The organism is Halobacillus amylolyticus (assembly GCF_022921115.1).
Lineage (GTDB): Bacteria > Bacillota > Bacilli > Bacillales > Halobacillaceae > Halobacillus_A > Halobacillus_A amylolyticus.
This window is the reverse complement of record NZ_CP095075.1, coordinates 35897-55497: the sequence shown is the minus strand read 5'-3', so window position 1 is coordinate 55497 and position 19601 is coordinate 35897. Positions and strand designations below refer to the sequence as shown.

Annotated in this window: 22 protein-coding genes and 2 pseudogenes; 4 read left to right on the top strand and 20 right to left on the bottom strand. The window is 39.8% G+C overall.

Going from position 1 to position 19601, the window contains the following annotated elements; all coding sequences use genetic code 11:
- Window positions 1-68: 68 nt before the first annotated feature.
- From MUO15_RS00300 to MUO15_RS00210, 20 genes and pseudogenes are all read right to left on the bottom strand, one after another.
- A complete protein-coding gene (locus MUO15_RS00300; RefSeq protein ID WP_245032519.1) occupies window positions 69-932 on the bottom strand; it encodes a coiled-coil domain-containing protein in 864 nt (287 codons plus the stop codon).
- Window positions 929-1507, bottom strand: a complete 579-nt coding sequence (locus tag MUO15_RS00295; RefSeq protein WP_245032517.1) for a hypothetical protein — start codon at window positions 1505-1507, stop codon at window positions 929-931. Before MUO15_RS00295 ends, MUO15_RS00300 begins: the two co-directional genes overlap by 4 nt.
- A 31-nt stretch (window positions 1508-1538) precedes the next feature.
- Complete coding sequence (locus MUO15_RS00290; RefSeq protein ID WP_245032516.1) at window positions 1539-2639, bottom strand: lysozyme family protein; 1101 nt, start codon at window positions 2637-2639, stop codon at window positions 1539-1541.
- Between the two features lie 3 nt (window positions 2640-2642).
- Window positions 2643-4565, bottom strand: a complete 1923-nt coding sequence (locus MUO15_RS00285; protein ID WP_245032514.1) for a VirB4 family type IV secretion system protein — start codon at window positions 4563-4565, stop codon at window positions 2643-2645.
- 6 nt (window positions 4566-4571) lie between these two features.
- Window positions 4572-5207: a TraC-like domain-containing protein gene (locus MUO15_RS00280; RefSeq protein ID WP_245032513.1), complete on the bottom strand. Its 636-nt coding sequence runs from the start codon at window positions 5205-5207 to the stop codon at window positions 4572-4574.
- The gene (locus tag MUO15_RS00275) at window positions 5208-5510 is read right to left on the bottom strand and encodes a DUF5592 family protein (protein WP_245032511.1); all 303 of its coding nucleotides are present in this window, start codon (window positions 5508-5510) and stop codon (window positions 5208-5210) included.
- A 39-nt stretch (window positions 5511-5549) separates the two neighbouring features.
- The gene (locus MUO15_RS00270) at window positions 5550-7448 is read right to left on the bottom strand and encodes a pLS20_p028 family conjugation system transmembrane protein (RefSeq protein ID WP_245032510.1); all 1899 of its coding nucleotides are present in this window, start codon (window positions 7446-7448) and stop codon (window positions 5550-5552) included.
- Window positions 7449-7463: 15 nt separating this feature from the next.
- Window positions 7464-7652 carry a hypothetical protein gene (locus MUO15_RS00265; RefSeq protein WP_245032509.1) on the bottom strand — a complete coding sequence of 63 codons (189 nt, stop codon included), beginning with the start codon at window positions 7650-7652 and terminating at the stop codon, window positions 7464-7466.
- A gap of 66 nt (window positions 7653-7718) precedes the next feature.
- Window positions 7719-7934, bottom strand: a pseudogene (locus tag MUO15_RS22030) (hypothetical protein); the annotation flags it as partial.
- 95 nt (window positions 7935-8029) lie between these two features.
- A pseudogene (locus MUO15_RS00260) lies at window positions 8030-10214 on the bottom strand (VirD4-like conjugal transfer protein, CD1115 family); the annotation flags it as partial.
- 12 nt (window positions 10215-10226) lie between these two features.
- Window positions 10227-11336, bottom strand: coding sequence for a hypothetical protein (locus MUO15_RS00255; RefSeq protein ID WP_245032505.1), 1110 nt, complete (start codon window positions 11334-11336; stop codon window positions 10227-10229).
- A gap of 14 nt (window positions 11337-11350) precedes the next feature.
- Complete coding sequence (locus tag MUO15_RS00250; protein WP_245032504.1) at window positions 11351-11602, bottom strand: hypothetical protein; 252 nt, start codon at window positions 11600-11602, stop codon at window positions 11351-11353.
- Between the two features lie 41 nt (window positions 11603-11643).
- On the bottom strand, window positions 11644-11835 hold the full coding sequence (locus MUO15_RS00245; RefSeq protein WP_244753666.1) for a hypothetical protein: 192 nt from the start codon (window positions 11833-11835) through the stop codon (window positions 11644-11646).
- Between the two features lie 67 nt (window positions 11836-11902).
- On the bottom strand, window positions 11903-12331 hold the full coding sequence (locus tag MUO15_RS00240) for a hypothetical protein (protein ID WP_245032503.1): 429 nt from the start codon (window positions 12329-12331) through the stop codon (window positions 11903-11905).
- 493 nt (window positions 12332-12824) lie between these two features.
- Window positions 12825-13058, bottom strand: a complete 234-nt coding sequence (locus MUO15_RS00235) for a hypothetical protein (RefSeq protein WP_244753668.1) — start codon at window positions 13056-13058, stop codon at window positions 12825-12827.
- A 45-nt stretch (window positions 13059-13103) separates the two neighbouring features.
- Window positions 13104-14129 carry a DnaD domain-containing protein gene (locus tag MUO15_RS00230; protein ID WP_245032501.1) on the bottom strand — a complete coding sequence of 342 codons (1026 nt, stop codon included), beginning with the start codon at window positions 14127-14129 and terminating at the stop codon, window positions 13104-13106.
- 254 nt (window positions 14130-14383) lie between these two features.
- Window positions 14384-14650: a hypothetical protein gene (locus MUO15_RS00225; protein WP_245032499.1), complete on the bottom strand. Its 267-nt coding sequence runs from the start codon at window positions 14648-14650 to the stop codon at window positions 14384-14386.
- Between the two features lie 150 nt (window positions 14651-14800).
- Window positions 14801-15322, bottom strand: a complete 522-nt coding sequence (locus tag MUO15_RS00220) for a helix-turn-helix transcriptional regulator (protein ID WP_245032498.1) — start codon at window positions 15320-15322, stop codon at window positions 14801-14803.
- A 73-nt stretch (window positions 15323-15395) separates the two neighbouring features.
- Window positions 15396-15536 (bottom strand): hypothetical protein, encoded by a 141-nt coding sequence (locus MUO15_RS00215; protein ID WP_244753672.1) that lies wholly within the window; start codon window positions 15534-15536, stop codon window positions 15396-15398.
- Window positions 15537-15605: 69 nt separating this feature from the next.
- Window positions 15606-15830: a helix-turn-helix transcriptional regulator gene (locus tag MUO15_RS00210; protein ID WP_244753673.1), complete on the bottom strand. Its 225-nt coding sequence runs from the start codon at window positions 15828-15830 to the stop codon at window positions 15606-15608.
- Window positions 15831-15994: 164 nt separating this feature from the next.
- On the opposite strand from MUO15_RS00210, the gene MUO15_RS00205 reads away from it, so the two are divergent.
- From MUO15_RS00205 to MUO15_RS00190, 4 genes are all read left to right on the top strand, one after another.
- Window positions 15995-16417, top strand: coding sequence for a helix-turn-helix domain-containing protein (locus tag MUO15_RS00205; RefSeq protein ID WP_244753674.1), 423 nt, complete (start codon window positions 15995-15997; stop codon window positions 16415-16417).
- Window positions 16418-16680: 263 nt separating this feature from the next.
- Window positions 16681-17175, top strand: coding sequence for an ImmA/IrrE family metallo-endopeptidase (locus tag MUO15_RS00200; protein WP_245032497.1), 495 nt, complete (start codon window positions 16681-16683; stop codon window positions 17173-17175).
- Between the two features lie 672 nt (window positions 17176-17847).
- Window positions 17848-19011: a hypothetical protein gene (locus MUO15_RS00195; protein ID WP_245032496.1), complete on the top strand. Its 1164-nt coding sequence runs from the start codon at window positions 17848-17850 to the stop codon at window positions 19009-19011.
- Window positions 18980-19597, top strand: a complete 618-nt coding sequence (locus MUO15_RS00190; protein WP_245032494.1) for a hypothetical protein — start codon at window positions 18980-18982, stop codon at window positions 19595-19597. Before MUO15_RS00195 ends, MUO15_RS00190 begins: the two co-directional genes overlap by 32 nt.
- The last annotated feature ends 4 nt before the right edge of the window (window positions 19598-19601 follow it).

The following is a 19601-nucleotide window of genomic DNA, read 5'->3' as shown; positions in this document are numbered from 1 at the left end:
GGTTGTGTGATCCCTGCACAGGGGATGTATGGTCCTTGTGTTGATGCTTTTTCTCAATTTGTGAGAGTTTAGCTATCAATCATGTCTCGTTTTCCTTTCAACATCTTGAGCTTCTCTTGTAATGTTTGAATTGTCGTTTCGTTCTCTGTGGCTTTTCGATTGAGTCGATCTTTATCGTTTTCTAGTTGACGAATTCGAGCGTTGGTTTGTTCCTTTTCCTCGCCCGTTTCATACAGACGTTCTGATTCTAATTCCACCAGATCTTGATCCATGTCATTGAGTTTTTGCTCGATCTTTTGAATCTGTTTTTCCTTATCTTGGATCGTTTCTTGAACCTTTTTAATATTTATTGATAGGGCAGCTATTTCATATTCTTGTTCCTTTTGGATGGTCAATGTTGGGTCGGTTTTGACTTTTCGTTGATCGGTATAGATGCGTGCCAACTGTTTAGATTCTTCATCCTTTTTGGGTTCCTGTTGAACGTCCGCAAGGACTGTTTGATCTTTTTGTTTTTGCTTAAGAATGTCTAACGCCATCACCTCAAATGAAGGGCTCACGTCTCGAATACTGATGACATATTGGCCTTCTTCATGGTACTCAATCTTCGTTGGTATCTTTCGGTGGGGGTTCGCTTTCTCCTGGGCAATAAAGGTCAATGGATCACCTGAAAGGTCTGTAGATTTATCTATATTTAGGGTGACAACCATCAGCTGTCGGTTCGGATTATAGATCCATTTTTCAATGACCATGTCTCCCGATCCACTCAAGTTTAGCTGTTCATTCAACAGAGTTTGTTGAACGTTCCCCTGATTTTGACTTCCAAATACAAAACCGGAACATAAGAAAAAGAGAAGGGCCGCCGTCATGGTGCCTAGTCCAATTAAGTACATTTTTGACGTGCCTTCCCTCACCAAATTCGTTTGTTTCTTCATTTATTTCCCTCCCTCATTGCTTCCATAAAGTCCATCACCATCCATTGCTCACCTTGACGTTGGACGTCTATTTCTAAGAACACGTTAGAAACTTGTTCCTGGTCATTCTGTAAAGAATGGAGGGTGTGATGGAACCGAGCAAGGACCGTTGCATGGTTGCTTATAAGATTGCTCGTTTCAATATAGATTTGAACATCCTCCACACTCGATTTCGTTTCTCCTCTATAGGTTTCTGTAGGAAAAAATGTGTTGATCAGCTCATCACTCATGATCGATTGAGCTTGCTTTTTTCGTTCCTGGTAAGTCTCTTCGCTATGCACAAATGCCGTTTCTATAAACGCATTTACTTTATCCACTAATGTTCGATGATGGGCTTGAATTTTAGCTGGATTTTGTTGATCGATCGTCTGTCTCAGTTCCTGATTTTCGTTCAATACTTGTTGTTTGTCTGCTTTCAGACGTTGAATTTCAGTTTGTAATTCATTGGCTGAGGTAGTGATTTGGGTGTACACATTAAACCCTGTCACTGTGATTAAAAAGCCTAGCAACAAACCGAAAACGACTCGTTTATTCATTCATTCACTTCCCTCCCTGTATACAATCTGTTTACAGATCAAGATAAGGAGTCGGATTTACGTCCGTTCGATATTGGTTTTTCGTTAATACTTCAAAGTGTAAGTGGGGACCAGTCGAGTTTCCGGTGGTTCCACACTTCCCTATTTCTTCACTTTTTTGAACCACACCCCCTTGATCAACATACACTGAATAGAGATGCGCATAGTGACTATATAAACCATCATCATGTTTAATGATCACGCTATTTCCGTAGCCTGTTCCTCCGTTACTGACTCTCACGACTTGGCCATGATCAACACTTCGAATAGGGGTCACGGCGTTGGTACAAGCAAAGTCGATCCCTCGATGCATCGTCGATGTTCCATTGAAGGGATCACTCCTCATCCCATAGTTAGATGTTTGGTTTAAGGTTCCTGCAATCGGACGTACCCACTCTCCCGTTGGCTGTATATCTCCTTCGACAACATCTCCTTTAAGATAACGAAGAACAGCTTCCACATATCCAATATCGCCGTAACAAGCTTGAAGGGCAGCTGCCTCTGGACTAATGCATGAATACATCCCCGTATGCTTCAACTCTTGATACTTCATCTGAGAAAATTCGATCGCTAATTCCTTGCTATATTCGCCGTGGTTATGTTCCTTGGCGTACTCAATAAACCCTCCTCCAAAGTTGTACGCTTGAAGAGCTAACTTCACATCTCCCCCGGCTTTCTCTAACATATCTGCAAAATATTGAACCCCGACATCAATGCTTCGTTTGGGGTCCTCAATTGTATTGGGAGGTAACCCTAGAGATTCACTGGCCTGCATCACATCGTCAAGCTTCCCACCAGATTCTTGCATTGTCTTGGCCAGCAACAGCTCCACGTAATCGGAGACCCCATATTTGGCTGCATACTTTTCAAACAATGGACGGTATTGTTCCACGGCAGCTGAAACTTGGGCGGTCCCATTCACCACATCGACCGATTGAACATCTTCACTAGCCTTACTCTTTTGAAAGCCGATTAACGTAACGATAGTAGATGCATATAAGACCATTTGAAGGAGAAAAAGAACCATGACCAATCCAACCAACCCTAGCCACACTTTTCTCGAGACAAGCCCCAGCACTAACGACCATGGCATGAGTTAAGCACCTCCTCCAAATAAAGCTAATTCTTCGTCCGATACCTCCACATTAAAGCGAATATTTTCAACCGCACGGATACTCAGCATTGTATCTCCGGTCTGCAAATACGGGATCTCATGTAACTCACTTTGACTTAATTGACCGGCGAATATTTGCTGCATCATCTCTAAGTTATTACTGTCTTGCTGCATGATGATCTTGTATTGCGTGAGTTCAAAGAGCTTCTTAATTTCTTCCACCATGCTTTGATCGGATCCCTCCGGTACAAAGTCACGAATGGTATGACTCGCGTACAACAAACTACCAAAGTATTTCCTAGCTTCCCGGCTAAATTTCGTGAGAAATTCTAGGGCACTTTCACTTTTCTTTTTCGTATTTATAATGTGATGAGCTTCGTCCATTAAAATCAAATAACGAACCGCATCTTCAAACGCCAACTCGCCCCGGTTGTAAGCTTCGAATTGAGGTGCGCCATTCGTGAGCATCGAATCCCAAAGGAGATTCAACACATTAAACAATTGGGCCTGAAAGACTTCAGCGCGCATTTGCGATAAACCGCGTAGCGTGAAGGTGACCACTTGCTGTTCATTAAAGTGTTCAATCGTAGATGTGCCATTAAACAAGTGGGCGTAGGTTTCTACAAGGTTACGGATATTTAACTCAATGCTTTCGAGACGCCTTTTTCGTTCCGGGCTAACTTTTTCCCATTGCTTTCCTTCTCCGATGTCTTCATATAGCTGACCTTGAATAAAGGTAAGAAAATCGGAAAAGATCGGATAATGATGCACCGGTTTCTGGGTGATGGTTGAATCCTCATCCTCGTTCCAAAGACCAGTAGTTTCGTAGAGTTTTCGTAAAAGATTCTCATACTCTTTTAGTTCACTATCATTGGCTTCCGGGGCCAAGAACTTATAAAACGTCGTCAGCTTAGATAAATGCTGCGTAAACGATGTGGTTTCATCTTCAGCTGTCCGATACACTTGCAACGGATTAATCACCCCGTCCGATCCATCTAAGGAAATTTGTTTTCCACCCAAAGCTTCCGTTAATTCCGCAAATTCGCCCGTTACGTCAAAGGTCCGTACTTTGTATCCTTTAATGGCATTATCCAGCATGATTTTCTTGAGTGTGGTTGATTTTCCAGCCCCCATGGCCCCGACCATGACACCGTTATAACTCTTGCGCTGGTTGTCACGGTGAAACAGGTCAAACACAACGTTTCCCCCAGTCAAAGTTGTTCCATAGAACGTTCCGTAAGGATCATGTAAACTCGTAAAGTGAAATGGAAAACCGCCAGCTAACCCTAATGCCGGTATAGGCTGCCCCTCCCGTTTATTGTGATACGAGGACTGATCGCTGTAACTTGATAGAAGAGCTTTCCATTCGTACTCTTGTTCATTTAAGAAAATTGATCCTCGAAAATTCTCGTCTTGCAATGTCAATAGGACAACCTTCACTTTAACCTCTAATTCAACTATCGTTGGTGCGCTTACGTAATGGCGGAGATGCACACGCTTAACGATTTCTCCTTGCTCTGACACTTGATTGTAGAGTTCTCTTAAATCGTCGTAATTGTTTTGAGCTTCGATGGTACCAGCATTGTCTTTTTCATTGATCATTCGAGAGCTTTGTTCCGCCATCCCTTTGTTTAGCCCATCGCGTACTTTGTACCGATCATCCGATACAACATCCATGGTTGTGATCACATTCTCCATATTGAAGATCGGCTCTAACCAGAAGTCCGATACATTTTTGGGAAAGGCATACACATGAACACATGCCTCGTACCCATCCCCTTTTCGGATAAAAGACTCCTGGAAGTTAATCCCCCCTTGCGGTTGGATGTGAGCCAGCAAATATGGATTGTAGCCCTTAGCCTTTGTTTTTTCTTGATCCGTTTTTGGTTGTAAAAATTGAAACACGGTTCTTTACCCCCTCTTTTCCAGTTTGGAATTTTGGTTATAAAGCTTATAGAGTAAATCAAGTTTCTTCTCTTCCGTTAAAGGAAGTAATGGGGAAATCTGGCCGAGATAACGCTGGCAGTTGTTCCGATATTCTGATAGTTGCTTTATGCTTGAGGCGTACATGTATAAATAAAACTCTCGGTTCGTTCGGTGTTGTTCTAAAAACGCTAATTCGTTGCGTTTCTTCAATAAAAATCGTTCATACAAGGGGGAGGTGTTTCGTTTGATCTTCCGATCCACCGCGTCTAACTGTCGTTGCATATCCACCGGAAAATTCATAGATACAATCTTGATGTTAGAGGCATAGGACTGAAAAAACTTAGCCATCACCATGATGTCGTATTCCGTTTCATCCATAGAAGGTGAGTATATATCCTTGCTTTGCAGCTGCATCATATCCATATAACCACTATCTCCTTGAAGTTGAAAAGCTCCATCATCGGTCATGTCTCGAATCGGTAGAATATCAGCAATAGACGCTTTGACCTGCGATCGCTTTTTCTTCTGAGACTTTGATCCTTTGTGTCTCTTTTTTCGTTTCTTGAACGGCTGTTCATCAAAGAGGGCGTGCTGTTCTTCGTGTTCTTCAGAAAAAGCCATTTAGGACTCTCCTTTCCCTTTTTCTTCCGTATCCATAGAACAATAGGTAAGGCGATTCCGAAACACAGCTAAACTCAAAGCCTTCACCATACGCATTTTTGGGTTAGATTTTGGCCGCACAAGCCATGTCAACATCAAGATGATCCAAAAGATTGCGTAATACCAAATCAAAGAGGGATGGACGACATAACGCAAGGTAAAACCGATCCCTCCCAGAATTAAAACGACAAGTAAGTCTGTCAGGTAAAACAGACGGTTGATCTTCAGTTCACTTCCGATTTCAGAAGGAATTTTATAATGCAAGGTACCATCTCCCTTTCTAAAACAAAAACGCCAACAAGGTTAAGAGCCTCGTTCGCGTTTTTGGATTTTATGTTTCCAGTTTTCCGTGGTATTGCGTGATAGGTTATAAGTGCGTTTAGCACCCTGAACCTTGTGATTGTTGTTAAATCGGTCCTTCACCCGGTCTTTCATATATTGACCCATAGTGCGCTGTTCGGTGCGATGCTGATTCGGCATGGGAATATCGTCTGTACTTGTTGGAGCCTTCGATTGATCTCCATGAATTGCTTGTTGACTTTTCTGCCCCTGTTCAACGAACGGCATCACGCTTGAGCGTTGATCTACTGGCTCCTTAGCTTCTATGGAAGCAGCCACTTGTCGATTGCCTTGTTTCATATCCTCATGTAGGCGAGGGGTTGGGCTATCATTAGGCAATTGTTGCTTTCGTTCTTCGTCCCGCATTTCTTCATGAATAGAAGGTGTGGAGCCACCAGATACATGATCTGGTTGTTGCTTTTGATTCCGTGGAATAGAAGAAGCTTCACCTAGTTGTTGACTCCGTTTGCTTTTCTGTAAGGCGGGCTGAGAGTGTTGTTCAGAACCCTTATCGGACTTAATAATTCCAGATTTTTGATCAAGTTTCTCTCCAAAGTCTTTTCCTGATGTTCCTTGAGTAGGACTAGGACTTTCAACATTCTGAGAAGACCCTTTTCCTTTACCACCAGCCATACCGGCAAGGGCTCCAGCTGCACCAGCTCCTGAATGCATCACCGCACTAGTTCCTCCACTAGCTACAGCTCCAACAGCCTTCTTCGCTGGTGGACCAATCGTTTTCGATGCCAAGTAACCGCCCATGGCTACATGCCAGGCATTTTTTAGTCCAGCATCAATACCAAAGAGCTTCTGGACAATGTTTGGTCCATCGATTACAGCCAAACTCCCTGCCACAAGGGCAATTAAATAAGCTATACCATCTAAGTGGTCACCGATAAAAGTGGTGTAATACATATAGACGCGTAAACTTAAGAAAATCATAATCAGCGATGCAAAAATGCTGCCAATGTTTTTAATGATCGCTTTAAGGCGTTGACCGGTAGAAATATCAGCATACGCCATAATAAGCGCCACGATGTGATTAAATCCAAGCTCGAAACAAAGTTTCGCGACCTTAATCGAAATCAAGACCATCGTAAAAGCCATAACCCCGAGCGTCACTATCGCGGTGAACCACTCCACATCCCAGCGATAATAGTGTTCGGGTAAAAAATCAAATAGACTACTTTTGCCTAGCTCAACTAGACCCTTTTCGCCGTTTGATTCCAAACCAACTTTGTTCATTAGAATTTCTTTTCCTTCAGATGATAGTTGTTCACCATTTGCTTTTTCAAACTCTCTCGTGATCATCTCATTTATAGAAATTTTGTCGATGTTATCTGGGCTGACGTGATGTCGTTTTTCTATATCCGATGTTTCCCATCCAGTTTCATCATAGACCGCAATGTCTGTAATATACTTCATCATCACCCGATCTGAAGTTGTAAAAGACTCTGTATCAACCTGGGCAACATCGATTGCATCTCCAGTAAATTCATCGACTTTCCCCATCCCAAATGTTAAAAGTGATATCGTCATGATCGAGATAAAGATGTTCATGGGGATCTCCGCCCGATTTTTCTCCTTATTGAAGATCAAACGCAACCCGATCATTGCTAAAGAAAAAGCCAACAAAATATAAAGGACCGGTTGAATCGTTTCCAGAAAGGATTTCACTGGTTCACTCCTAAAGAAATGAGTCAACGTCAACACACTATCTACCATACCTTCTAGACTATCTACAATCATTTTCAGGAAAAGTATGATCCCCCATGCCATGATGCGGAGACCCGAACTAAAAATGTTGTTGGTATGAAGGACTTCTGAAAATTGGAGGAGTTTCTCTAATAGTTCTTCATCCGACATTGGCTCACTCCTTTCTTATTGATCTAAGAAGGCGACAAGGGTAGTGTTCACATGATCTGTCGTCGGTTCGACTACCACTACCACCGGCGTCTCGTTCCCTTCAAATAGTTTAACGACTGCATCATGCAACGTAATAATCACCTCTTCCCCACCTTCGATGTTGTTTTTATACAGATCCATCACCTGGTCCAGAGTTTGTGTCATATTCATATCTCCTTTCTCTCCAAACTATAGTTCGGCTTGTTCTCTTTCCCCAGTAACCGTTGCATCTTATTCCTGACTTAATTTATCAATTTGTTTACGAATATGGTCATAAACTTGCCGACTGATTTCCTGGCCATCCCCCAACATTTTCAAATTGTATAGAAAAACCTCCAACGGCTCTTCATTCATCTCTTCCTCACTGTGATCCAGTTGAGGAGCAATATGCTTTTGAATCATGTGAAGAGTAGCCGCATCGAAAAACTGACCAACCTTTTGTTGTTGCTTCCATGAGTCTTCATGAAATGGCTGACCTTCGTCTGTATGTTCTTCATCGGCCTTTATAGACCTCTTTCTTTCCTTTTCAGCTATAGCTTTGGAAGTAAAATCGATCACTAAGTCCTGCGGTCGAACACCCCGATGCGGTGTATCAATCTCTTCTTCCGTAATCGCCTTACTCGTATCAAAGTCCTGACTCAAGTACGTATGCGCATATTTCATGCTGTGCTTGCCCGTATTGTAAATGGGAAACGCTCGGATTTTCCTCCCTCTCTTATCGCGACGTTTCAATACACGACGGACTACGGTGTCCCCTTCTTCTAACTCCTGAAGTTCATTGGCCGTTAAGAGATCCCGTCCTTCAGTGCTTTCAGTTTTTGATTTGTCGAGCGAAAAGGTGGATCCTGAACGGGTCTGCGTATTTAGTGTTTGTTTGCCCAGTTTGGAAGAAAAATAAGATGCGGAATCATAATCCGCACTTAAAATATAAATCTCATTCCCACAGTTTCCACGGATGGTTGCCTGTCCATCTTCTCCATATAATTCTTTTAATTGCGCGTAGGACTGAACAACCAAATGAAAACGAATGTTTCGCCCCAGACACACTGTAATCTTATTATCCATATCCGCAATGGCCGGCATATTACCAAATTCATCTAACATAAATACCACTTCACGCAAGCACTTTTGCCCTTTGGCAATCGCTGCATTTTTCGATAAGACGTAATACAACTGACTCACAAAGATCGATGGGATCGCGTGAGTCGATGTATCGTAGTCCGGAGTAACCATGAAAAGCGCAATCGGTTTGATAAAATAACAGATCTGATCAACCGTTAGATCGTGAACGGAACCGGATGGGAGGGAAAAGTAAACCTTCCCAGATTCCTCATCCACTTCCTTCACTTGAACCTTGAGCAGACTTCTTTCTTTTCCTTCTAGGGGTTTCCATGGCTCTTCGGGTTGCTTCCGTTTTTGTTTCGCAGATAACGGCTCATGATCTTGCCATATCGTAAGGGTATCTCCCGGCTTCAATTTGGAGGAGAAGTTGATCGTCCATGTTCCACTCTCTCCAGACTGATTGACTTCAGTTGCACCATCAGGGAACATAACATACACTTTGGAAAACGGTGTACCCCGACCTTTCATGGATTGTCCAAAACCAACCTTCTTCAAATCCAATGAGTTCTTCGCTGTCATCTTAGCTGTCTCACTCATGGTAAATTTCGTCAAACCATTCATGGCGGTCGTAAAGATACTGGATCGTGTATTTCCTTTGGAAAAGTTACTCGTCGCATACTGTTCCTTAGCCACATGCGCTTGCGGCAGCTCTTGAAAGTATTGATCGAGCGCATTATACTCCTGACCATTATCATCAATTTCGTTTTTCGTTCCTAGTTCAGATAGCATATTGGCAACAGCGTACATGGTGATTTTATCTTCGGTTCCTTCGGTGATACTTTTTTCGGTAATCGCGAGGATCATCGCATTAACAAGCGATTTTGCGGAATCATCCCACATGGGCTCTTTCGCTTGAGGATTGTGATACAACATATGGGTGATTGTTTCACAGAGCGTTTGAGCTGTTGAATAATCTCCATCCAAATAGGATTGTTTAACAAGTTCTAGCAAATTAAAGCTCATGCTTTGCATCGGATTCATCAAATTGAGCACTTTCACTTCATAGCCTCGACTCTCCAGTGTTTGTCGGCTTGAGGCGAATAGCTCCCCTTTGGGATCATTGATGACTAAGGAAGGCTGATCTTCCGAACGGGAATAGGCATCGATGGTTGGGATCACATAGGTTTGTCCCTTCCCACTTCGCGTTGTTCCGATAATCAAGTTATTCACTGGCGATGGATCAATGTATGCCTTATCTGCTTTTCTAGCTAACACAGGACCTCCCTGGCCCTGGTAGGTTTGCGTACGATCTGGTATCGATTTATATTGTTTTTTGATTTCCTTGCGTGTCGCAAAACGCTGGGACCCTTTTTCATCCGTTCCAATAGGATGGAAGTTACTGCGCAGTTTATAGTTGATATACGCGATACCCACCAGACCAATCGCGGATGCTGTGGCGTAAAACGATGGATACTGTTTAAAGTGAACATCTGTGAGGTACGCTGCCTTCATGACGAACGGTTGACTAAACTCCGGAAAAGTTTGAACCGTGGCCCACATCGCAAATCCCAAGTTCAATATAAATGTGGCTGCGAGTATCGTGATCATAAAAAGGCAGATGCTCAATGGAATAAGCACCTGCCTTTTAGCGACGAATGATTTCAAGATGATCGCCCCCTACAAATTATTTTGTTTGTTCTGAAGCTCGCTTTTTTGTTCTTCCCATTCTTTAATTTTATCTTGGTCCTTTTCATCTGATTGCTTCTCTGTTTTGATTTGGCTGTTAATCTGAGTTATTTTTTGTTCTAACTGTTCATATGAGCTTATTTTTTCATTCAGCCCATCACTTTTTGCTTCGCTGGCCATTTTTTTCGCTTCTTCCAGTTGACCAAGCTTTAAATATGCCATTCCTTTTTCCTTATAGCGTTCTGTTGTCATCGGAACGTCCTCAACAGCTATAGTCTCTTCATAAGCTTCCGAATGATACGCGATTTCAAACGCACCAGTCGGGCTTGGATACGATTCTTGGAAGGTTTGGAGTTCTTCGACTCCATGCAGTTGCATAATTTGGCCAGCTAAGAACGAAGTTTGTTCCTTTCCAGCTTCCTTGATAGCTTCTTCATAATTCTTTTTTGATAAATGAAAGTGAATAAGCGCTTCTTGTTCGCTATCACTAAGCTTTCTTTGAGCTTGAAGCTTGTCAATAGCCTCCGTTATATCACCCGTTACGGCCGTTTTATAAACATTTTTCGTAGCTTTTACTTCAGTTAGCTCCTGATCCATCTGTTGCATGGCTTGCGATTGACTTCGCAACATTAAGACGAGAGCCACGGACATGACGATCGTTACAATGACAAGGCCCGCAAAGGAACCAGTCATGGTTTTTTGACGTTTGCTTAAGGTTTTCCACCCCGTTTGATTCGATCTATCCTCTTTTAGGAGTTCCGTTACATCAAGCTGATAAGTCGTGGGCGTATGTGCCGTTAAATTTTGCAGAAGGATGTCGCGTTCAGTTTCTTGTTGTTTATGGTTCATCGGCATCTGGATAAGCCTTCGACATACATGATCGTAGATATTCGTCGTGTCTCCGGATCCTACAACATATGTTCCATTATACAATTTGTCCCCCTCATCATTAGAGATCATAAAATCAAGGGAGACCGGCTCAGCGTTTTTCTTCTTCCATTTTGTGTCCAACTCCTCTGTTTTTTCAACGGCTTCGTGAAAAGAATAGGGTTGAAAGCTATTAATTTCTCCATCTAACTTCGAGGTAAATAACACTCGCATTCGTATTTCCTCCTTTAAAAGACGACCTGACTATCAATGTATTCGGCGATTGCCGTGGCCCCCATCAAGACCACTAAACCAACCGAACCGCCAATAAACCATACAAGAGAACTTTGGCGTCCTCGAACACCTCCCCATATTAAGTGATAAGCCCCAATTCCAAAGGCAATGGCCGCAGAAATAATTCCAAGTAGCTGCATCGCCGTCAGAATGGAAGCGCCGGTGGCCTGTAAGTTACTAATCGCAGATAACGCAATGTAATTCATAAACACATTCATCTTGGATTCTCCCCTTTTGATTTTTAATATTAGTATTTGTGGTCTTTCTCTTCTTTCAATTCCTTGTACCGTATCAGGGATTCCATCACAACATCTTGATTCTCTCGAATGTACTCCTGATGCTTCTCATGCAGCCAATCGTTGTAAGAAAAGTCCTGAACTGTTAAAAGTGTTTGGACAAGGTCTTTCGATTGTTTGACTTCGCGGTTCGTTGCTCCCATTGTTTATCACCTCCTTCAAGGAATTTAGACATAAAAAAAGAAGCGACCTTAAAAAGATCCCTTCGCGTTAAGAGTTTATATTGTCAATAAATTGTTGAAGTGCCTTCTCTTTTTCATCTTCGGTAGGATGATCGGCATTTCTTAAAGATACATATTCCTCTAAAGTTCCGTCCTTATAAATACCTAAAGTACCAAATTGAATATCCTTTAGGCCTAAATCTTTAGGTTTTAAACCATTATCAAGCATATCTTCTGACTTAGCGTTTATTTCCATCACATTAATAGATTCAATGGTTTTTTCTACAAGCTCAATATTTGCCTTACGCTCTTCTTTATCTTCAGTATTATTAAGCAATATATAAGCTTTTTCTTTATCTTTAATGTAACTTTCCATTTCTTCTGGTGATAAAGACTCGACTTGACCTGTGGCTCCACAACCTCCGAGGATAAAGGCCAACAGTAATCCAGCCAAACCACCGATCCATCGTCTCTTCATCGGATCAATCCCTTCTTGAGTGGTTGTATAACGATTCTAACACCTACTCAAACAAAAATCCACGTTTTGGAAAGAAACGTAGGACCATCTTAAAGCAGAAATGCTCAAACTGACTGTTAGATGTTTTAACAGCAAATTGTCACTCTGTTTTCTTTAAATAAGTGATTGTTTATGGCTGGATACAATCAACCCTATGCAGATTGCATCATGAATTTCATGAAGCTCTGCAATGTACAACGTTTCTAGCTTATACGAAGAACTTTATGTATCTAGGTTGCTCTTTAGAAGATTTCGTCGGAATCTCACCTCATCTTCGCAAAGGCCACCATCATCAATACAACGCATACCGGTCACTAGATGCATTTCACGTACCACGCATCGAACGCTTATCGACTGCTAGGAATGTCCTGTGACCGTTCCGTCCCTAGCATAGATATGTATTTTTCAAAGATCAAAGGGTGCTAGTTTAAGCACGTATTAGAATCGTTATATATTATATGACTTGTTGTAACTCACTTTTAGGATTTCGACGTTTGGCAATCGTCCTAAACTTTTTATCCTTTACCGTTCGAATACGATAATAAATACTCGCCAATTTCTCATAATGACCATCTTTATCAATGGCCCAAAGACCATGTACATCATAACGTTTTCCTTCAAAGGTTTTGATGTTATCGGCTTGAGATGAAATGTCATAAAAAGCGAAGTGTTTCTTCCACTTTCCCATATAATTCCCCTCCTCATATTCCTTTAGAAAATACTGAATTAAGTTTCAGGGATCCCCTACAATCCTTAGATTTGATTTGAATTGTAAGATTTCTATTGCTGATCTTCTCCCTTCACCAATAGCAATAATATCCCCTTTTGATAGGTCGTACCTGTAATCAATTGCTTCAAGAATATCCCCTAGAGATCGTTTTAACTTTATTCCAAGTTCAATGGTTCGGGCCGTACTCTCAAGACTTGGTTGTTCCTTCGGTTTTTCGTCTGTTTGTTTTTGGTCACGTGGTTTAAACCACTCTGGCAAGACTTCTTGGTTATATGTTCGTTTGGAGAACGAAGCCCGGCTATTTTGCTGATTTTTATACTCAACCTCTTCACCCTGAGCCTGATCGAGACTTTCCACACCTTTGTTCACCCAAGAGTGGAGAATACTTTTGACATAGCCCCAGCTTGGTTTATTGCGGTCCAAAGAACGTTTCATGGCTTCAATAACCATTTGCTCTCCAAGATCCTCAGTCCAAGTTAAGAGCTCCTCAGAGATTTGAGGACGAATCATGCCAAAGTTAGTTTGATAAAATTGAATCGCATCCCCCTGTGCGTGCCCAGTTGTAGAAGTAGGTATAAATTCTTTTACATTCTTAACTTCTTTAAGTTCTTGTTCATTCTTGAATGTGTCTTTTTGCTGTCCTTTTGATGGTAGGGTGCTGTCTTTTTGCTGGTTTTCTGGTGTTGTTTTGTTGTCGTCATCTTCTTCGTTAGATTGATAGATTGCCCAATTGTCAACGGTTATAACACTATATTTGTTGGTGGAATGGATGGTTATTACACCGTCCTCCTGTAAGATTTTCAGATAATCTCGAACTGTTGATTCATTCATATTTAATTCGGCAGAAGCTTTTTTTCTGCCAAAGATAAATTGACCAGGCTCCAGTTGAACCTTCTGTCTTCCTACCCTTATTTCTGCTTCCTTATGACTTGATTTTGTTAAACAGTATATAAAAACCTTCAACATCTTTTCATTCTCAAATATTTCACTATGAAGGATCTTTCGATGTAATTTTACCCAGCCTTGCAATGATACCCCTCCTTCTGAGCATTATCCTCTTTAGCAGAGTGAAATAATACTTTTAATAATAAGCTGTCTCTATACGTACCCCGGAAAATGTATCCATTATTAATGTGATAAAATACCTGATAAAGGTTCATTTTCCAGCTAATTAATACACCCTATAAGTGGAATGAAATGTGCTTCACTACTTCGCTTCATCATCTCCCAACAACTTGTGATGACAAACCATGCATGATATATTTTAAATACTGACGTGCCGTTTATGGGTTGCAGCCCTGAACGGTTTTTTTATGTTTGAGATTATTTATGACCAATGCTCCGTCAACTGCTCTTTCCATAAAATACTGTAAATTTTCCGGTGATATTGAAGCTCCTACCTTCAGCCCTCTTTCCGTTGCGACATTCACCATACCTATAAAAAGTTGATCACGCACCTTTTCAAATACATGCAATTCTCTCTCAGTTAAGATCTCGTCATACTGATGTGCAATGATATTTATAGGATTGAGAACTTCCCTTTCTGTCATATAATTCCTCCCTTTCAATTTCTTCAAGTGAACTTAATAAGATTTCTGGCAGTTAACTTTACTTCCTCTAAAAACTTTTTTTCGATACAGCATGGCTAATGCGGCTAGTAAAGGATGATGATCGTTAAGTCTCTTGCTCCTTCATAGCTTTTAAATCTGTCCCCTAATCCAGCCCTTCTTTTTCCAATCTGGAATTTTTCTACTCATATGTTTTCTTAATGAAATCGAATACTCAGAGGCTAAAATTACTTTCATATTACTTATAGCGATTTCAGTGTCTAGGAGCTCATCAACCGCGCTAGCGATCCTCTTTCTCTCTTCCTGGTCTGTTTCCTTCGGTGGTTTACATAGGTTGATTTCATTTAGAATACCCAAAGCCTTTTCCATTTCTCTAACAGCAATTTCCTTAATACATAACCGATGCCATTCAATGCTTGTCCCAGTAAGTTGAGGTGCTGTAAAACCATTTGAGAATTCATACATAACGTTCATAGCGTATATGGGATCGTCATAGCAACTTAGTGATTTTCTTGCTATTTCTTCATGTAGCATTCGTCTTCCTGTTTCTACATGTGATACTAACTGCTTACTGATGTTTAAGTCATGCGCAACTTGTTCCTGTGTGAGTCCTTGCCTTGCTCTTAGTTGTTTTAAAGCTTGTCCAAAGTTCATGGCCCCCTCCTTTTTTGTATTTTGGGACCTGTTCTAAAATACAGTGGGCCAATATAAAATTTTTACAGGATGACTATTTAGTGCTAGTCTGATACTCTTCCTTCTTATCGAAATAAGGGGCTAAAGCATGTTGAAAAGCTTTCTTGGCTGGGACATCACCAAACGTTTCTTTCACAAGCTTAAGTGGCGACTGCTTTTGTTTTTGTTTAGCCATATCATCACCTCGTTTTATGTGTATGCTACGGATCAATAAGGACAGCCCTATCAATCTTTAGATAACTAGCTAAACAACATCATTGGACGAAGTGTCCAAATCCGGATTTAAAAAAAGATCATCAACAGTGTGATCTAATTCATCTGCAATTTTTTTCGCTAAATCAATACCAGGATTTCGAGATCCCTTTTCAATTTTGTAATAATACGATGCCGAAATACCAATCTTTCCTGCTAATGAATCTACATCCTTCAAGCCTTTTTCCAAGCGAACAGACTTAAGTTTAATTCTCAAATTATCCCTCCTTCATTGGACAATTCGTCCTGTTAAAGAAAATCTTAATGGACATAACGTCCATTGTCAATAAAAAATCCCCAATTTGTCCAATATTATTTATCAAATTGGACAAATAGGGTAAAATTAAATTATATTATAATGTCTAAAACGGAGGGTTGCCGATGGATTTTCATAAAAGGTTAACGCTTTTGAGGAAGAAAAAGAAATTATCTAGAGAAGACCTTGCAAAGAAACTTGAATTATCTTACTCAGCAATTTCAAAATATGAATCTGGCAATCGTCAACCTGACTATAATACACTGAGGGAAATTTCTGACTTCTTTAACTGCTCAATTGATTATTTATTAGGAAAAGAGCAATATCAATATAACGATACTCACAGTAACTTTGATCCTATTAGGGAAACGAATAACCTCTTTATAAAATACGGAGTTGAGGATGCTGGTTTTTGGGATATTGAAAAATGGAAAGAGATGTCTCCTGAAGATATTCGTAGTTTAGAGGATTATTTTGATTATTTATATAATAAGAGTAGGGATAAAAATCTTAAGAGTAAAGATCATAAAGAGGTTGATGATATTTAAACTGAAGAAAATAATAACGTCTGCCTCGGCAACTAATAATTACCCACTAGCAGTAAAGTAAACACTTATTTGTATATCTGTGAAGGCTAGGATCTTTATCAATGCAGGCACTCTAGGAAAAAGGTTTATTAACAGTAGATTATAAATATACTCATATAGAAAATACAATAGGGTTACCTTAATAAGGCATTAAATATGCTTTATTTTTTTATTGATAAATCGAACATTTGTTCTTATAATAATTAGCAAGGACGGTGCTTATCTTGTATTTTCCAACTTATACAACAACCCATTTAGAGGATTGGGTCTCAGATTGGTATCTAAAGTTACATATAACTACACCCTCACAACTCATGGCTTATACCATCGCTCGGAAGTACGAAACTTTTTTACACCGTAAGCCTGTTTCCCCACACTATGAAGTGTTTGGAAGGTTCCGTGCCATTACAGTTGATTCAAGACGTACTAAAGAAGTTCAACGTGAGCAATTTTATCATGAGTTCTGCCATGTTCTTAGACATGTAGGCAAACAAACTATGATGACTGATGCATTTCGTAAACTCCAAGAACGAGATGCCAGACATTTTACTTTTTATGCAGCCCTTCCCTACCATATGATTTCACAATACGACATTAACAACCCGCACCTAGTAAATCAGTGGGCAAAAGATTTTAGAGTAACAACCGAGTTATGCAGGAAACGACTTCAGCAAATTAAAGAAAGAGAAACCCAATATAGGTTAAATAAACAAAGATAGCCCGAAGGTTAGCCATGTTTCCTTGGACTTGTTGTGGTTTGATGTCCGCCCATTTCATTTGGTGTTAGAATCCTTTGGTAACAGTCAACGGCTAAGCTACTCATATAAGTCCCATTAAATCATCTCCTAAGAATTTTAGATGCGTTTAGTATCCACTGGGTACCCGATATAGATCGGGAAATAGCATTTGATCCCTTACCTTATAATGATTCTCCCTTAGACTAATTTGACCGCCAAGTGTAAATAAACACTTTCTTATCCGAAAGTGCTGAATATGATAGCCTGCATCGACTTAGCCAAATCCCTTGAAGCATTTGGCTGCACGGCTCATGACCTTGCCCGCAGAGGCTCCATATAAAGTGATATTGTGCACGTTCTAATTTCCAGTAAAGTGTTCATTTCAATTTAACAAAAAGTGTTAAGAGTTATCAGATGGTTACAACTAAACCCCTGTCACCAAATATTTAGTCCTAATTACTATAGCTAATCTTATGAATGTGTTTTGTCTTAATTTGTCGAATGTGTAGGATTTTTGTATGAATTATTATAAAATTGAAAGAGGGAAGGGTTGTTTAAAGTATATTACCTTTCCTACACATAGTAGTCGTACCGTTCCCCACTTTTAAATAATAAATGAAAATTAGAACGATTAAAAAATACGGGAGGGCAATTATGCCACAATCTTATACTGCAACTTTACTAAGGAACTTAGAGATCACTCATGATTTAAAACCATTTTTAAGAGTGGATATGCATGACTTTAATAGAAAATATGAAGAAATCACCGGGGATAATGGATGGCAAAAGATGCAGAATCTGGTCAATCAAGAGATTGAACAAGGAAGATATGAAGATTCTAATCTTGATGAGTTTATTTTCAATAGATTAGTATTTGATAAACAAGATCATACTTACGTAATAAATTTAGAATCAGACATCGATGAAGATGAATTAATGGAGCGTTATTCAGACTCGCCTGCCTTTAACCGAAAAGTAGCTCAGACAATTGCTAGTGATGAAAAAGTGATATCTATTAGACAAAATGGAAACAGTGTAGTAATTTTATATAAATATGAAAGTGTCTATCTGGGTCAAACTGAGGATAAGGCTAATTTTTATACACCTATAATTCTGGACTTTGATAAAAATTCAGTTAGAATTAAACTTAGAAAACATTACCTAAGTAGGGCTAACACTAACTTAAAAGGAATCCTTACTCACCTTAGCCATTTCCTAAACACTTTGGACGCAGATGTAAGTATCTCTAGATACAACGAAGCTACTATACATTCTGACATACTATACCAACTTTACAGTGAAGAGTCCCAACATGCAGAAGAGGTAATAAAGGCAAACTTAGGAGGTTTAACAGAAACTCAACTAAACACAAAAATAATGGAGTTTCTTGAAAATGATCTGGAAATACATAACCCTTCACATTACGTAGATAGGGTAACAGCAGCATTTTATCAGGATCGAGCAATGCACTTACCTGATCATTTGTTTTACGAAGGTTTTATATTTGGGTTTACCTTCTTTGATAGACAAATCACCAAATCTTCTACTAGAAATTCTAATAAGGACCCCATATATAAGACGAAATTATATTGGAATCTAAAAGATTTAATTCATGAGTATGAGGAAGTATCTGAAGTTTCAATGTATTGGAGATTCAATGAGAATGATTTTGATGAGACTCCTGAAGGTGAAGACTTCTCTTTTGTCGAAGTAAGTATTAGAGAGAAATATGGGTGTCTTGAAATACATTATTATAATGCTAAGGAAAGGAGAGTTAAAGAAGAGTATGTTTTACACCGAATTAAAGAATATATATAGCAGAAAAAAGTTTTTAGAATCCAAATTCCCTCTAGAAACTTATTATCCTAGAATGAATCATTTTATTACCCAAGAACTTCGGTTAGGAGCTACTTTCTTTAGTCCATTCAGATTTGCGCATATGTTTGGAATTGATGTAAATAGTTCTGTTAGTTTTTTTCTATCTCTATCAGATAAGAATGGGATATTTTCTAAACTCTATAAGTACGAATGTGACAATTGCGACGAATTAAATATTTTAAAATCTGAAGATGAATTAATGAATTTTGAATGTCAAGAATGCAATAAACCTGGTGATCTTTCTAACTCCTCATTTCTGTCGGATGTTAAACTATTGTTTAAGTTAAAAGATATCTTTTATGAAGAGGCAATGAAGGATTTAAAGGCGCACGCCTCCTTTGATAGTCCTACTTACAAATCTAATTCTTCAAAGGAGGAGAAAGAAGTTGACTCGCACTCTGAGTTAAGCCTGAAAAGAGCTTTTGAATTTAACAAAGGCCAAGATGAACAAGGTAAAGAAATCGTTAGGGACGAATCACTGGATGCCCTAAGAAATCGATTGCGTCAAAAACTTGGAACTGCCTAATTCA